This window comes from Pseudomonas sp. P4_B4 (assembly GCF_056402255.1).
The window spans coordinates 77,763-91,059 of the sequence record NZ_JBFUHS010000016.1 but is presented as its reverse complement, the minus strand read 5'-3'; the positions used below and the strand labels follow the sequence as shown (position 1 = coordinate 91,059).

The window sequence follows — 13,297 nt, the reverse complement described above, 5'->3', positions numbered from 1 at the left end:
GGAACCGTCCGAGCGACGCAGGTCTGCGGTGACCTGTGGCGGAATGTAAGGGCAGCTGTGGCAGACTGTCCAGCCTCAATGTAAACAAATTTGTCCGAAGGATAGGGTTCGATGGAATTTACCAGCGGCTTCTTGCTGAGCATCTCGCTGTGCCTGGACATCGGCGTGGCCAATATCGCGATGATCACCCTGGCCATGCAACGCGGCTATTTCCAGGGCTTTGCGCTGGGGCTCGGGACCTGTGTCGGCGACCTGATCTACGCGGTACTGGCGCTGGCCGGCATGACCGTGTTGCTGCAGTACGAAAGCGTGCGTTGGGTGTTGTGGATCGGTGGCTCGGCGCTGCTGGTGTACTTCGCGGCGAAGATGATCTATTCGGCGATTCACCACGAGTCGCTGCTGGCCGAGACGGCGGAGGTCGGGAACAACTCCCACCGCAAGGAGTTCTTGCGCGGGATCTTTCTCGCCATGTCTTCGCCCAGCGCCATTCTCTGGTTCGCCGCAGTGGGCGGCACCCTGATCGCCCGTTCCGGTGGCGGTGGCCCGCTCAGTTCTGCACTGTTTCTCGGCGGTTTCCTCTGTGCCGGGCTGCTCTGGTCGGCAGGCTTGTGCTTCGCCGCGAGCCATGGCGGCAAGTTGCTGGGCGACAAATTGCTGCGTTATTCCTATATGGCATCGGCGGCGATCTTCTGCTATTTTGCGGTCTACGTGATCCTATCGGGTTACAACGAGTTCGTTGGCGCCGCTGCCGTCGAGCAATTGCACGCACTGTAATTGGGCGAATCGGGTTTGGCTTCTATACTCCCAGCCGAACCCATTTTTATGCGTCAGGAGTCGAGTCATGGATGAGTTAGCACGCGTCGAACTGACGCAGCCACGCTTTGAACACGGGCACTTCCTGCTGATTGCAGGGCTGGGCGGAACATTTACCCAACAAACCGTTCAAGACATTCCCGAACTCTGGGAGAAGTTCAACCCGCATCTGGGCCAAATTCCGGGTCAAAAAGGCGAAGTCACTTACGGTGTCTGCTGCAATTTCGACGGCAAGGGCGGCTTCGATTACATCGCAGGGGTCGAGATCAGCAAGCTCGACGACTTGCCGGAAACCTACCGCTGGGTTGAAGTGCAACCCCAGTATTACGCGGTGTTCGAGCACAAGGGGGCGCTGGATACTTTGCCGCAGACCTTTCGCTACATCTTCGACACCTGGCTGCCACAGTCCGGACACCAGGCGCTGGACGCCCCGGAATTCGAACGCTACAGCGAAGACTTCAACCCCAAGCTCAACACTGGCAAGCTGGAAATCTGGCTGCCGATCAAGGCGTGACACGTGTATCGAGAGGCGGATCAGCCGATTCGTCTCTCGATGTCCCACGGCGGCTGATTTATCATCCCCAGCCTTTCCCACGCTGATTCCGAGCTGCCATGAACACCGTCATCCGCAACGTCACCCCCGCCGATCTGGACCGCTGCTATGCCATCGAAACTGTTGCCTACGAAGGTGACGAAGCCGCGACCCGCGAGAAGATCGCTACCCGCATCGCCACCTGGCCCGAGGGGTTTATCGTCGCGGAAGTGGACGGGGTTGTCGCCGGATTCATCAACTCCGGTGCGGCGCTTCAGGTGGAAATGTCGGACGAGGCGTTCAAGGAACTGATCGGCCACGACCCGGCGGGGCCGCACGTGGTGATCATGTCGGTGGTGGTGCACCCGGATTATCAGGGCCAAGGCCTGGCCAAGCGCCTGATGGGCGAATTCATCGAGCGTATGCGTGGGATGGGCAAGGTCACCATCAATCTGATGTGCAAGGAACGGCATATTCCGTTGTATGCCGGTTTTGGCTTTGCCTACATCAAGCCTTCGGCGTCCGACCATGGCGGCATGGCGTGGCATGAGATGGTGCTGGCGTTGTAAGCCACACTGAAGAACCCCTGTGGGAGCGGGCTTGCTCGCGAAGAGGCCGGTACATTCAACATCACTATTGACTGATACACCGCTTTCGCGAGCAAGCCCGCTCCCACAGGGGCGCAGTTGTGTCAGCAATATCTGTAGCGGCTATTGAGCAGTCAAAACACCAACCCCATCCGCCGCTCATAACCGATCCGGCCCTTGTACGCCTCGCCACTGTCGACAAAGCCAAACCTGGTGTACAGGGCGATGGCGGCTTCGTTGTCGGCATCCACCGACAGCTCCAGCCCCCTGATTTCCGGCCAGGCCAGGCGTGCCGCCTCGGGCAGCGCTTGCAGGCAGGCCTTGCCGTAGCCCTTGCCCTGGGCGCGCTGATCGACCTGTAGCGCATGCAGCGTGGCGCTGTGTTCATCGGCCCAGGCCGGCAACACCGGCGGGCGCTTTAGCAGCAGGAACGCGACGGGCACATCCTCGGCCAGCAGGGCGAATCCCTTGACGCCGGGTCCGGGCTTGGACAACAACGTGTGCAATGCGCCGTGGATGTCACCCGAGAATCTGATCTGTTGCGAATGCACTTCAATGGCCTCGACCTGTTGGCGCTGCAGCGCATTCAGGTTTTCATAAGGCACGAGTCGGGCTGTCACTGGAGTGTCCTGTTTCCAACTGAAAATGAACCTCGGATTCTAGCGAGTTTGGCTTTATGGTTTATTTTTATTTCGTCTGTCGATTTGCCGGATCGCTGGACGACTAAGGGTGTCTTCTTAGTAAAAACCACGGAGAACCACCATGAATGCACAAACCCAGATCCAGAACCTGATCGAAACCTATCGCCAGGCCGTGATGGCCAAGGACGTGGATAAGGTCATGACCCTGTACGCCGACGACATCGTCTCGTTCGACGCGGTCAAGGCCCTGCAATTCAAGGGCAAGGAGGCGTACCGCGCGCATTGGGAAGATTGCATGAAAATGTGCCCCGGCCCGCACATTTTCGAGTTCCAGGACATCCGCATCGAGGCGTCCCAGGAGATCGCCTTCGCCCATTGGCTGGCCCATTGCGGCGGCACCAACGACAAGGGCGAAACCCAGGCCTGCTGGATGCGCGGCAGTGCGTGCTATCGCCAGGAAGACGGGTTGTGGCAGATCGTCCATGAGCACTGGTCGGCGCCGTTCGACATGATGAGCGGCACCGTCCTGTTCGATCTGAAACCCTGATCGATGTTATTTGTCGGGGCGCCGCGTCAAATGGCCAATCCACGGCCATAGTTGATCCGTTCGAATCAGGAGACGTTCATGAAGTATTTATGCTTGGTCTACAGCGATGAGCGCCTGCTGCATTCGCTACCGGAAAGCCCGAAGGACGAAGAGTGCATGGCCTATGCCGAGTCGATCCAGGGCAGCGGCCGGATGGTCGCCGCCGAAGCGCTGGAGTCGGTACAGACCGCCACCACCGTGCGTATGCGCAACGGCAAGATGTCGATCACCGATGGCCCGTTCGCCGAAACCAAGGAGCAGTTGGCCGGTTTTTATCTGATCGATGCCAGGGACCTCAACGAAGCCATCCAGGTCGCCGGGAACATTCCGGCGGCCCGGGTCGGCAGTGTCGAAGTGCGCCCCGTCCGGCAGTTGAATCCTTAAGATGCCGGGGCTGCCGGTTCAGGCGCAGGTCGAGCGGGTCTATCGCGAAGACTCGCGGCGGATTCTTGCGACCTTGATTCGCTTGCTGGGGGATTTCGACCTCGCCGAAGAGGCCTTGCATGAAGCGTTTTTCATCGCCGTCGAACGCTGGCAGCGTGACGGCGTGCCGAACAATCCGCGGGCCTGGCTGGTGTCCACCGGGCGCTTCAAGGCCATCGATGCCTTGCGTCGGCGCGCACGTTTTGCCGCGTCGCAGCCCTTGCTGATCGCGCAACTGGAGGCGCTGGAGCAGGCCGACTGGAGTGATGAAGACGTGGAAGACGATCGCCTGCGGCTGATCTTCACTTGCTGCCACCCGGCCCTGGCGGCGGACGCGCAAGTGCCGCTGACGCTGCGGGAAGTCTGCGACCTGACCACGGAAGAAATCGCCCGGGCCTTTCTCTCGGCCCCGGCCACCATCGCCCAGCGCATCGTGCGCGCCAAGGCGAAGATTCGCGATGCGAAAATCCCCTATCAAGTGGCGACACTCGCTGAGTTACCCGAGCGTCTGGACAGCGTATTGCGGGTGATTTACCTGGTGTTCAACGAGGGGTACTCGGCGTCCATCGGGGCCGAACTGATCCGCGAGGATTTGACCCGCGAAGCGATCCGTCTCGGCCGGTTGCTGGTGGAGCTTTTGCCGGAGCCGGAGGTGATGGGCTTGCTGGCGTTGATGCTGTTGCACGAGTCGCGCCGCCCGGCCAGGACCTCGGCGAGCGGCGAGCTGATTGTGCTGGACGAACAGGACCGTTCGCTGTGGGACGCCGGGTTGATCAGCGAAGGCTGCACGCTGATCGAACAGGCGCTGACCATGGGACGATTCGGACCTTATTGCCTGCAAGCGGCGATCGCGGCGGTACACGCCGAAGCCCCGACGGCGGGGGAAACCGATTGGCCACAGATTGTCGGCCTGTATGACGTCCTGCTGCGGGCGGTGCCGTCACCGGTGATCGAGTTGAATCGTGCGGCGGCGATTTCGCAACGCGATGGTCCACTGGCGGGGCTGACGCTGGTCGACGCCATTCTGGAGCGGGGAGAACTGCTCGACTACCACCTGGCGCATTCGGCGCGGGCGGAGTTTTGTCGGCAACTGGGCCGCAAGCAAGAGGCGCGGGCGGCATGGAAGCGGGCTCTGGCGTTGACCCGGCAAGAGCCGGAGCGGCGGTTTATCGAAGAGCGGCTCAAGGCGTTGGATTGATGCGGCAGTTCTGGCCTCTTCGCGAGCAAGTCGGATCGCCGCGCCGCTATTCCAGCATCTTGCCCAGCAACCAACTCCCCGCCGGCCCCGGCGGATTCAGCCGCGACCACAACGCATCCACCGACACCGTTTTCGGCCAGCCGCGCACCACCAGTTCCTGCAACGTGCCGGGCCCGAACCGCTCGACCAGCCAGCGGGGCAGCGGCGCCCAGCCGAATCCGCCCTGGGCCATTTCCAACAGCATCAGATAACTCGGCGCCGACCAGACGCGGCCCTTCGCCCGACTTTCATAGGGATTGATGATGGTGGCCAGACGCAGTTCGCGGTGCTGCTGCAGTACGTCCCGGTCGACGTAGTCCAACGTCGCCAACGAGTGTGCCGGGGACACGAACAAGGCGATTTCCGTGCGCTCGTCCACCGTCGAGCTGACCAGGTCCGGCGGGTAGCTGTCCTGCATTTCGGCGAAGGCAATCTGTGCCCGGCCGCTTTGTACCAGGGACATCAGGTCATCGCATTCGGCGATCAGGCATTCGAGTTCCAGGTCCGGGTAACGCTGCTCGAAGGCACTCAGGGCAGCTTCGAAGCGGTCCGACTGATAGGTATCGGACAGCGCCACCGTCAGCTTCGCTTCCACCCCTTGGGACAGTTGGCTGGCGGCTATTTCCAGGCGACTGGTGGCGGCCAGGATGTCTTCGGCCCGTTGCAGCATGACGTGCCCGGCCGGGGTCAGGCCGGGCTTGCGGCTGCTGCGGTCGAACAGCGTCAGGTTCAGGTCGATTTCCAGGCTGGCCACCGCTGCGCTGATGGTCGACTGACTGCGGCCGAGCTTGCGTGCCGCGGCGGAAAACGAGCCTTGGGTCGCGGCTTCGACAAACGCCAGCAACACTTCGTGAGAGGCCATGAACTATCGCCTTGATCGATGGTTATTGGTTATGAAGTATCGGCGTGATGACAGATCATGGCAACCACAGTCACTCAAGGGAGTTCGGCCATGAGCGCCAACAAATCCATTACTGAACGTATTTTTCAAGCCATCGGCTTCGAACTGCTGGCCATCCTGATCTGTACCCCGTTGCTGGCCTGGATCATGGACAAACCGATGTTGGACATGGGTGCTGTGACCATCGCCATGGCTGCACTGGCCCTCGCCTGGAACGTGGTGTTCAACGGTATGTTTGATCGCCTGCTGATGCGCTGGGCGATCGTGCACAACGCCTGGGTCCGCGTGGTGCATGCGCTGTTGTTCGAAGGCGGTCTGGTCGCCCTCGGCGTGCCACTGATCGCCTGGTGGCTGAATGTCAGCCTGTGGCAAGCGTTCGTGCTGGATATCGGTGTGTTGCTGTTCTTCCTGCCGTACACCTACGTCTACCACTGGATGTATGACGTGGTTCGGGAGCGGATGCTGGTGACTCGTGAGGTTTGTTGAGTCGTGTTTGAACCGGTTTTTGTGGCGAGGGGGCCCGTTGGCTTAGAGATCTGAAACCGGTCCTTGTGGGAGCGAGCCTGCTCGCGATGGCGGCGTGTCAGTCAACATCATTGCTGAATGTCAGACCGCTTTCGCGAGCAGGCTCGCTCCCACAGGTTTTGCACCAGATTCCAGGACTTTGGATCAGACGTGGAAGTAACCCACGCACGAATCGAACGGCAGGCGCTTGAGTTCGATCTTGTTCAGGTCGAGCACTTCACGCAGGGCCTTGGTTTCGCCCGGGAAGTTGCGGTAGGCGACTTCGTCGAGCACCACGATCGCGCCTTTGGGCATGTACGGCAGGAAGGTTTCCAGCGCGACTTTGGTCGATTCGTACAGGTCGGTGTCGAGGATCAGCATGGCCACGACCAGGTCCGGACGGGTCTTGACCCACTCCGGCACGGTCTTGACGATATCGCCCTTGACCAGTTCGCAACGCGGAATGCGGTTGACCGGGCGCAACAGGTCGTTGGCGTCGATCATGTCCTGGATCAGCGACTGGTCGGTGTCGGCGAACATGGTCTCGTTGACGTCGGCCGGGTCTTCTTTCTTGTCGATGCTCTGGAAGCCTTCGAAGGTGTCGAAACCCACGATCGAGCGGTTGATCGCATACGGTTCGAGGATCATCGACAGGTGCATGTAGAGCATCAACGAGTTGCCCTTGTACACGCCACACTCAATGATCGCGCCCGGCACTTCTGCGACCTTCTTGAACAGTTCCATACGCGACAATGCGGCGGTCACGCCAATGCGGTTGGCGAAGACGAACGGAGCGTCGGCCACGTATTCGGCATCGACCCGTTTCAGGACGTTGGTGCGGGTTTCGTTGTACTGGGCCTCGGCGGGCGTGATGCGACGCTTGGTCATTGCGGGATTCCTCGGAAATTCGAAAAGTCGTGGACGTGGAAGTAGTCTTTGAAACCGGCGCCGACATCCGGGCAGGCGCTGTCGACGTTGATCGCGCCGCGCTGCTGCTTGAGGTCGTCGAGGTGCATCAGGCGAAAGTCCACACTGAAGCGGGTGTGTTGCGTGTAATTGGGCACGGTGCCGTGCAGGTGCGAACCCGAGAACACCAGCATCTCGGCGGTGTTGCCGGCAATGCGCAGTTCAGAGGCGCTGTTGATCGCTTCGGTGGGCACCGGGTGCTGGCGCGCCTCTTCCTTGACGTTGTCCTTGGCGCGCTGGCGTTGCACGTCGATCCAGTCAGACAGGCTCCACTGCGCCGAGGTGTTTTTCACCGGGACGTCGAAGTAGGCCGGGTTGATCATCATGGTCTGCTCAGGCTGGATCGTGTAGACCGGCATCCAGGTATTGATCTGGCAGTCGACACCGCCGTACCAGGTATCGCGATGGGGCTTGTAGGCGTAGCTGACGCCAGCGTGCAGGTAGTCGTAGTTGGGCACGACGCGGATGCGCGGTACGTCGAAAATGAACTCCTGCGCAGCGCCACCGATTTCGTCGGTGAAGCTGCGGATCAGCTCCTTGGCACGCAGGCTGTTGGTGAACTGGCCCTTGAGGCGAGTCACCAGCACCACGAACTCTTCCACCGGCATCAGTGTGTGCAGCGCCTGGTGATTGGTCTCGCCATCGAAGGCGGCGGTGATGCTTTCCTGGGCAAAGGCACAGAGTTCCTTTGCCGCGTTCAGTTCGGTGTTGAGGAAGATGTCGCCAGCGTAGATCGCACTTCTGAAATCAGCGTGCTTGTGCAACTGATTGATGAATAAGTTCACGGTTCTCACCCAGGAATACTTTGGCTCTCATAAGAGTCGGCAACAGACTGACAAACTGAAGCGCCATCCTCGAACGAAGCGATCAATACCTTGATTTGGCGATGAAATGCGCGGCTTTGCGCCGGGCTGAAAGCAAACATCCCGCCGCGATTGCTCGCGGCGGGATGTGAGTACCGGCGGGAGTGATCAGAACAGTTGGGTGAACAACCAGTACAGGCTACCCGACAGCAGGATCGCCGCCGGCAGGGTCAGCACCCAGGCCATCAGCAGGTTGCGGATGGTCTTCATCTGCAAGCCGCCGCCGTTGGCGACCATGGTTCCGGCCACGCCCGAGGACAATACGTGAGTGGTCGACACCGGCAGGCCGAACATGTCGGCGGCGCCGATGGTCAGCATCGCCACGGTTTCTGCCGAGGCGCCTTGGGCGTAGGTCAGGTGGGTCTTGCCGATTTTCTCGCCGACGGTCACCACGATGCGCTTCCAGCCGACCATGGTGCCCAGGCCGAGGGCGATGGCCACGGCGATCTTCACCCACAACGGAATGAACCGCGTGGAGTTGTCGATCTGTTGCTTGAACAGTTGCAGCTTGCCATTGGTGTCGGCGTCGAAATTACCGACCTTGTTCTTGTCCATCAGGCGAATGGTTTCGCTGCTCAAGTACATGTCGTTACGCACGTTGCCCACGGCCTCGGCCGGGACTTTCGATAGCGAGCCATAACCCTTGACCTGGGCGCCGATGCTACCGGTCAGCGCAGCCAGCGCTGGCACCAGTTGCGGGGTGGCTTCCTTGCTGCGCACGTATTCGGACAGCACTGCGCGTGGGTCGGCGGGGGCCGGTAGCGGTGCCGCCTTGACCAGCGCTTGCTGGGTCACTTCGGCGACGGCCGCGAACTGCAAGGCTTGATCGGCCGGCATGGTGCGGTTCAGTGCGTAGGCCATTGGCAGCGTGCCCACCAGAATCAGCATGATCAGGCCCATGCCTTTCTGGCCGTCGTTCGAGCCGTGGGCAAACGACACGCCGGTGCAGGTCACGATCAACAGGCCGCGAATCCACCACGGCGGCGGGGTCTCGCCCTTTGGCTCCTTGTACAGCGCACGATTCTTGACGAACGCGCGCAGGGCCAGCAACAGCAGCGCCGCGAAGCCGAAGCCCACCAGTGGCGAGAGCAGCAGCGCGTAACCGATCTTGGTGGCCTGGGCCCAGTCCACACCGCTGGTGCCGTCGTGGCCGTGCATCAGGGCGTTGGCCACGCCGACCCCGATGATCGAACCGATCAGGGTGTGCGAGGACGACGCCGGCAGCCCCAGCCACCAGGTGCCGAGGTTCCACAGGATCGCGGCGATCAGCAGGGCGAAGATCATCGCGAAGCCGGCGGACGAGCCGACTTGCAGGATCAGCTCCACCGGCAGCAGGGCGATAATGCCGAATGCCACCGCGCCGCTGGACAGCAGCACCCCGAGGAAGTTGAAGAAACCGGACCAGACCACCGCAACGTTCGGCGGCAGCGAGTTGGTGTAAATCACCGTGGCCCACTGCGTTGGCGGTGTCATGGAAGCCGTTGACGAACTCAAAGCCCAGGGCAATCAAAAGCGCCACGCCCAACAGCAGGAACGGCGTCCAGGTGGTCACCACCGTGCCGAGTTCGTTCATGTCGTGCATCAGGCTGTAAGCGGTAAACAACAAGCCGATGGCCAGCACGGCGAAAAACACCACGATGGTGAGCAGGCCGGGTTTTTTGTCGAATTGCGGTTTGGCGCTACTGGCGGGGGTGGCGGTGAAGGAGGGCGTAGCCATCACTGACATTCCTGAGGAGGGAGGTGTATCAGTGATAATCGTTGCCAATTGTTACAGGGAGACTGCTCTGGATCAGTGTTTGGGGGATTTGCGGGCCGTTGATCTGAAATCACCGGTCTTTGAAGGTGAACCCTGTGGGAGCGGGCTTGCTCGCGAAGGCGGTGCGTCATTCAACATTGATATTGACTGGCCTGACGCCTTCGCGAGCAAGCCCGCTCCCACAAGATTCCAGCTGCGGTCAGTAATCCTGCTGCTTGCGAAACGCCCAGCGCCCGGCAATCACGGTAAAGGTCGCGACCAGCGCCACCAGGATCCAGAAACCCTCCGGATCGCCGGCCAGCGGAATGCCGCCCACGTTCATGCCGAAGAAACCGGCGATGATGTTGATCGGCAGCGCCAGCACTGTCACCACCGTCAGGGTGAACAGCGTGCGGTTGGTCTGTTCGTTGATGTTGGCGGCGATCTCTTCCTGCAACAGCTTGATCCGCTCACCCAGCGCCGTGAGGTCGTTGATGATCAGCGCAAACTCCTCGGTGGATTTGCGCAACTCCTTCACGTCTTCCTTTTGCAGCCATTGCGGCGGCCGGTTGAGCAGGCGCAGCAATGAGCCAGGCTCCAGCGCCAGCAGCCGTTGCAAGCGCACCAGCACTCGGCGGTTGGCGCCCAGTTCAGCGCGGTTGGTCGACAGCCGCGAAGAGAGCAATTCGTCTTCGATCTGATCCACGCTCTGGCTGGTCTTGCGCACGATCTGGGTCAGCACTTCACCTTGGTCGCGCAGCAAATGCACCAGCAACTCCAGCGGGGAGCGAAAGCATTCCCGGGCCTTCACCGACGAGCGTAATTTGTCCACCGAGTGCAGCGGTTGCAGGCGTGCGCTGATGATCAATTGGCTGCGGGCGCACACCCACAGCGTCGAGACATCCGACGAGACCATGTTGCTGAGGTTGAACACTACGTCGTTGACCACCGCCAGCAACGCGGAGTCGACATGTTCGATGCGCGTCGAGCGCGAGCCTTCGTGCAGCGCCTCGAAAAATTCCTCGGGCAACTCCAGATGACTTTTCATCCAGCGTTCGCACGCGGCATGGGCGAGGTTCAGGTGCAGCCAGAGAAATTGCTCGTCGCTTTCCGGTTGTTGCAGGTACTGCAAGGCCTCGGCGGAATTGATTTCCCGGCCGGCCTCACCGGGGCGAAAGCTGAAACCGTAAAGCAGGCCGAACAGATCCGTGTCTCGATGACTGTGATCGATGCTGTGGTTCATGAGGGCTCGCAAGGGGAGACGCCTGTCGCAGGTTTCGCAGGTTCACTTGAGCGGCATCATCGCAAGCGCTGATGACTTTTTTGTGACGCAAGTACTGGGGCAATTCGAAGATCGTCAGCGCGATGTGCAAAACATCCTATGCGAGCTTGCCACGCAGCAGGGCAACGAGCCGCAACTCAACAGCCGCATTGAGCGCTTGATGCAAACCACTGTGTACCGGGTTGCTTACCGAGTCGGTACACAGTCGATCTCAAGTACGGGCATGGGGTGACGATGACTGATGGCTACGACTGCTACCAAAATGCCTTGGCAGAGCGGGTCAACGGCATATTGAAGACAGAACTCTTGCTCCACCGGCCGACAGACCTGGCGCAAGCGGAGCAAATGGTGCGGGAGGCGATCTTGATCTACAACCAGGAGCGCCCACACCTGTCCTTGAAATACAAAACGCCCGATGCGGTGCATCGGGCGTTAGGGTGAAACAGGTGTAAACCTATTTCAGGACTAGACAGATTAAGTGTCCTGTTTGTTCTTCAGGACCTTGCCGTTGGAGGCATCGATGTCCACATCCCACTCGACGTTCTTGGCGTCACGCAGCTCGATCTCGTACTCGTAACCGTTGAAGTGGTTGTCCAGTTCGGTTTTGGTAATCGTTGCACCCGGGTGCAGATCCAGCGCGATCTTGTTCAGGTCTTCCAGCGGCTTGATCTTGCCGTCCTTGACCAGTTGCGGGATCTCATCGACCCGCACATCGGCCTGGGCCAGGCCCACGGTTAGGGTCAGGGTTGCAGCGGTCAACAAAGCAGTCAGGGTCTTCATGGGCTTCTTTCCTTGGGTGATCCGTTCAAGTGAGATCAGGTTAGCCTGTGTAACTTAATCCACCCTTAAAACCCTCTACATGTCCTGCATCAATTTCTGTGGGAGCGAGCCTGCTCGCGAAAGCGCAGTGTCAGTCAACGTTGATGTTGAAGCTGATGACCCCTTCGCGGGCAAGCCACGCTCCTACAGGTTTTGCGCAATTCTGGATCAATATCCGTTGTTCTGTAGCACCTGCGCCACACTCGCCGCCGCCGGGCGTTTATAGAACTTCAACAACTCGCTGGCGCGATTGGTGAAGATGCCGTCGACTCCGGCGTCCATGACTTTCTGGTAGTCCACCGCATCATCGATGGTGTAGACGTGCACCAGTAGGCCCTGATCGTGGGTGTACCGGTTCATCCACGGTTGCACCAGGTCCGAATAACTCTGGTCGCCGCCCTGGGTCAGTGCGGCGGACGGGCCGGTGCCGATGGCGCCCTGGGCTTTGGCGTAGTCGACCCAGTGCTGGAATTCGGCCTTGTCCTTCGGCTGCTGTTTGGCGTAGTAAGCGGCTTTATCCTTTTCGCCGGACTCGGCAAATGTCACCTTGGACTTGGGCTCGATACTGCCTTCACCGACCCACAACAGCAGGATCTTCGGCATCTTCGGCATCTCTTTTTGCAGCAGTTCGAGGCTGCTCTTCTCGAAGGTCTGCAGGACCACCTTGCCTTTGCCCTGGCCGACCGCCAGCTCGCTTTTTGCCAGTTTCGAAGCGGTCGGGCTCAGCCAGCCCCGGTCCTGAAGTTTTTCCTTGAGGTCGTGTTCGATGCCGGGGAACTGCTTGGGCTCCTTGGTCTCGATGTACAGGCCGGGCTTGTGCAGGCTGTTGCCCTCGGCTATGTCGATGATTTCATCAAGGGTCAGAATCTTCAGGCCAGCGAAGGCGGGACGCGCGCGATCCGGGTACGCGGCATTGAACCAGCTGCCCGCGTCCAGGGTTTTCAGTTCGGCCATGGTGAACGCATTCGCCGGGCTGTCCTTGCGCTCGGGAAATTTTGCCGCGACGTCGGTGGTGCGTTGCAGATTGTTGTCGTGCAGGGCAAACAGCACGCCATCCTTGCTGCGCTGCAGGTCCATTTCCAGATAGTCGGCGCCCAGGTCGCGGGCAGTCTTGTAGGCGGCGGCGGTGGATTCCGGCGCATCGAACGACGCGCCACGGTGGGCGATCACCGCTGGATGCGGAATGCCCAAACGAGTCGCCAGTGCCGCAGGGCCGGGTTCGCTGGCGGCCTGTGCCTGGCCGAGGCCGAGGCCGAGCAACAGGCTCAGTAACAGGGCACTTTTAGTAAAGGTTGCGGGCATGGTCGAGATCCTTTCGCAATGAGTGAGCGGTCCCTTTTAACAACTCATCTTTGCAGGCGCTATCGCGAGACCGACATAAACCTGTCTAAAGCTGATTTTCGTCAGC

The 13,297-nt window shown here is 60.3% G+C and carries 15 protein-coding genes and 2 pseudogenes; 9 read left to right on the top strand and 8 right to left on the bottom strand.

Features of this window, described 5'->3' with window-relative positions:
• Positions 1 to 111 precede the first annotated feature (111 nt).
• The 3 genes from AC1DVE_RS18020 (at position 112) to AC1DVE_RS18010 (ending at position 1,914) form a co-directional block, all read left to right on the top strand.
• Complete coding sequence (locus AC1DVE_RS18020; RefSeq protein WP_477784098.1) at positions 112 to 774, top strand: LysE family translocator; 663 nt, start codon at positions 112 to 114, stop codon at positions 772 to 774.
• A 67-nt stretch (positions 775 to 841) separates the two neighbouring features.
• The gene (locus tag AC1DVE_RS18015; protein ID WP_223543446.1) at positions 842 to 1,327 is read left to right on the top strand and encodes a GyrI-like domain-containing protein; all 486 of its coding nucleotides are present in this window, start codon (positions 842 to 844) and stop codon (positions 1,325 to 1,327) included.
• Between the two features lie 98 nt (positions 1,328 to 1,425).
• Positions 1,426 to 1,914 carry a GNAT family N-acetyltransferase gene (locus AC1DVE_RS18010; protein WP_223536481.1) on the top strand — a complete coding sequence of 163 codons (489 nt, stop codon included), beginning with the start codon at positions 1,426 to 1,428 and terminating at the stop codon, positions 1,912 to 1,914.
• 152 nt (positions 1,915 to 2,066) lie between these two features.
• Here the strand turns inward: AC1DVE_RS18010 and AC1DVE_RS18005 are convergent, their stop codons facing one another.
• Positions 2,067 to 2,552, bottom strand: a complete 486-nt coding sequence (locus tag AC1DVE_RS18005) for a GNAT family N-acetyltransferase (protein WP_477784097.1) — start codon at positions 2,550 to 2,552, stop codon at positions 2,067 to 2,069.
• 142 nt (positions 2,553 to 2,694) lie between these two features.
• Here AC1DVE_RS18005 and AC1DVE_RS18000 point away from each other — a divergent pair, with 142 nt between their 5' ends.
• The 3 genes from AC1DVE_RS18000 to AC1DVE_RS17990 all read left to right on the top strand — a co-directional run bounded on the left by AC1DVE_RS18000 (position 2,695) and on the right by AC1DVE_RS17990 (position 4,780).
• Positions 2,695 to 3,120, top strand: coding sequence for a YybH family protein (locus tag AC1DVE_RS18000; protein ID WP_223543444.1), 426 nt, complete (start codon positions 2,695 to 2,697; stop codon positions 3,118 to 3,120).
• A gap of 78 nt (positions 3,121 to 3,198) precedes the next feature.
• On the top strand, positions 3,199 to 3,543 hold the full coding sequence (locus tag AC1DVE_RS17995; protein ID WP_007985194.1) for a YciI family protein: 345 nt from the start codon (positions 3,199 to 3,201) through the stop codon (positions 3,541 to 3,543).
• Between the two features lies 1 nt (position 3,544).
• A complete protein-coding gene (locus AC1DVE_RS17990) occupies positions 3,545 to 4,780 on the top strand; it encodes an RNA polymerase sigma factor (RefSeq protein ID WP_477784096.1) in 1,236 nt (411 codons plus the stop codon).
• A 46-nt stretch (positions 4,781 to 4,826) separates the two neighbouring features.
• Here the strand turns inward: AC1DVE_RS17990 and AC1DVE_RS17985 are convergent, their stop codons facing one another.
• The gene (locus AC1DVE_RS17985; protein WP_223543442.1) at positions 4,827 to 5,681 is read right to left on the bottom strand and encodes a LysR family transcriptional regulator; all 855 of its coding nucleotides are present in this window, start codon (positions 5,679 to 5,681) and stop codon (positions 4,827 to 4,829) included.
• Between the two features lie 90 nt (positions 5,682 to 5,771).
• On the opposite strand from AC1DVE_RS17985, the gene AC1DVE_RS17980 reads away from it, so the two are divergent.
• Positions 5,772 to 6,206: a multidrug/biocide efflux PACE transporter gene (locus AC1DVE_RS17980; protein ID WP_223455761.1), complete on the top strand. Its 435-nt coding sequence runs from the start codon at positions 5,772 to 5,774 to the stop codon at positions 6,204 to 6,206.
• 183 nt (positions 6,207 to 6,389) lie between these two features.
• Here the strand turns inward: AC1DVE_RS17980 and AC1DVE_RS17975 are convergent, their stop codons facing one another.
• From AC1DVE_RS17975 to AC1DVE_RS17960, 4 genes and pseudogenes are all read right to left on the bottom strand, one after another.
• Entirely contained in the window at positions 6,390 to 7,112 is a 723-nt protein-coding gene (locus AC1DVE_RS17975; protein WP_056725897.1) for a TylF/MycF/NovP-related O-methyltransferase, read from the bottom strand.
• Positions 7,109 to 7,975, bottom strand: coding sequence for a hypothetical protein (locus tag AC1DVE_RS17970; protein ID WP_223455762.1), 867 nt, complete (start codon positions 7,973 to 7,975; stop codon positions 7,109 to 7,111). The genes AC1DVE_RS17975 and AC1DVE_RS17970 overlap by 4 nt, the downstream gene beginning before the upstream one ends.
• A gap of 186 nt (positions 7,976 to 8,161) precedes the next feature.
• A pseudogene (locus AC1DVE_RS17965) lies at positions 8,162 to 9,770 on the bottom strand (inorganic phosphate transporter).
• Between the two features lie 238 nt (positions 9,771 to 10,008).
• Positions 10,009 to 11,031 carry a transporter gene (locus tag AC1DVE_RS17960; protein WP_223455764.1) on the bottom strand — a complete coding sequence of 341 codons (1,023 nt, stop codon included), beginning with the start codon at positions 11,029 to 11,031 and terminating at the stop codon, positions 10,009 to 10,011.
• A gap of 46 nt (positions 11,032 to 11,077) precedes the next feature.
• On the opposite strand from AC1DVE_RS17960, the gene AC1DVE_RS17955 reads away from it, so the two are divergent.
• A complete protein-coding gene (locus tag AC1DVE_RS17955; RefSeq protein WP_223455798.1) occupies positions 11,078 to 11,302 on the top strand; it encodes a hypothetical protein in 225 nt (74 codons plus the stop codon).
• Positions 11,296 to 11,511 (top strand): annotated as a pseudogene (locus tag AC1DVE_RS17950) (integrase core domain-containing protein); the annotation flags it as partial. The gene AC1DVE_RS17955 and the pseudogene AC1DVE_RS17950, both read left to right, overlap by 7 nt.
• A 33-nt stretch (positions 11,512 to 11,544) precedes the next feature.
• On the opposite strand, the gene AC1DVE_RS17945 reads toward AC1DVE_RS17950, so the two are convergent.
• A complete protein-coding gene (locus AC1DVE_RS17945; protein WP_223455765.1) occupies positions 11,545 to 11,850 on the bottom strand; it encodes a PepSY domain-containing protein in 306 nt (101 codons plus the stop codon).
• 207 nt (positions 11,851 to 12,057) lie between these two features.
• The gene (locus AC1DVE_RS17940; RefSeq protein ID WP_477784095.1) at positions 12,058 to 13,191 is read right to left on the bottom strand and encodes a glycerophosphodiester phosphodiesterase; all 1,134 of its coding nucleotides are present in this window, start codon (positions 13,189 to 13,191) and stop codon (positions 12,058 to 12,060) included.
• Positions 13,192 to 13,297: the final 106 nt, after the last annotated feature.

Bases quoted from the DNA above. Each gene is read 5' to 3' on its own strand.
- AC1DVE_RS18000 (WP_223543444.1), top strand. From the start codon at position 2,695: ATGAATGCACAAACCCAGATCCAGAACCTGATCGAAACCTATCGCCAG.
- AC1DVE_RS17995 (WP_007985194.1), top strand. From the start codon at position 3,199: ATGAAGTATTTATGCTTGGTCTACAGCGATGAGCGCCTGCTGCATTCG.
- AC1DVE_RS17985 (WP_223543442.1), bottom strand. From the start codon at position 5,681: ATGGCCTCTCACGAAGTGTTGCTGGCGTTTGTCGAAGCCGCGACCCAA.
- AC1DVE_RS17980 (WP_223455761.1), top strand. From the start codon at position 5,772: ATGAGCGCCAACAAATCCATTACTGAACGTATTTTTCAAGCCATCGGC.
- AC1DVE_RS17960 (WP_223455764.1), bottom strand. From the start codon at position 11,031: ATGAACCACAGCATCGATCACAGTCATCGAGACACGGATCTGTTCGGC.
- AC1DVE_RS18010 (WP_223536481.1), top strand. From the start codon at position 1,426: ATGAACACCGTCATCCGCAACGTCACCCCCGCCGATCTGGACCGCTGC.
- AC1DVE_RS17945 (WP_223455765.1), bottom strand. From the start codon at position 11,850: ATGAAGACCCTGACTGCTTTGTTGACCGCTGCAACCCTGACCCTAACC.
- AC1DVE_RS18015 (WP_223543446.1), top strand. From the start codon at position 842: ATGGATGAGTTAGCACGCGTCGAACTGACGCAGCCACGCTTTGAACAC.
- AC1DVE_RS17940 (WP_477784095.1), bottom strand. From the start codon at position 13,191: ATGCCCGCAACCTTTACTAAAAGTGCCCTGTTACTGAGCCTGTTGCTC.
- AC1DVE_RS17990 (WP_477784096.1), top strand. From the start codon at position 3,545: ATGCCGGGGCTGCCGGTTCAGGCGCAGGTCGAGCGGGTCTATCGCGAA.
- AC1DVE_RS17975 (WP_056725897.1), bottom strand. From the start codon at position 7,112: ATGACCAAGCGTCGCATCACGCCCGCCGAGGCCCAGTACAACGAAACC.
- AC1DVE_RS18020 (WP_477784098.1), top strand. From the start codon at position 112: ATGGAATTTACCAGCGGCTTCTTGCTGAGCATCTCGCTGTGCCTGGAC.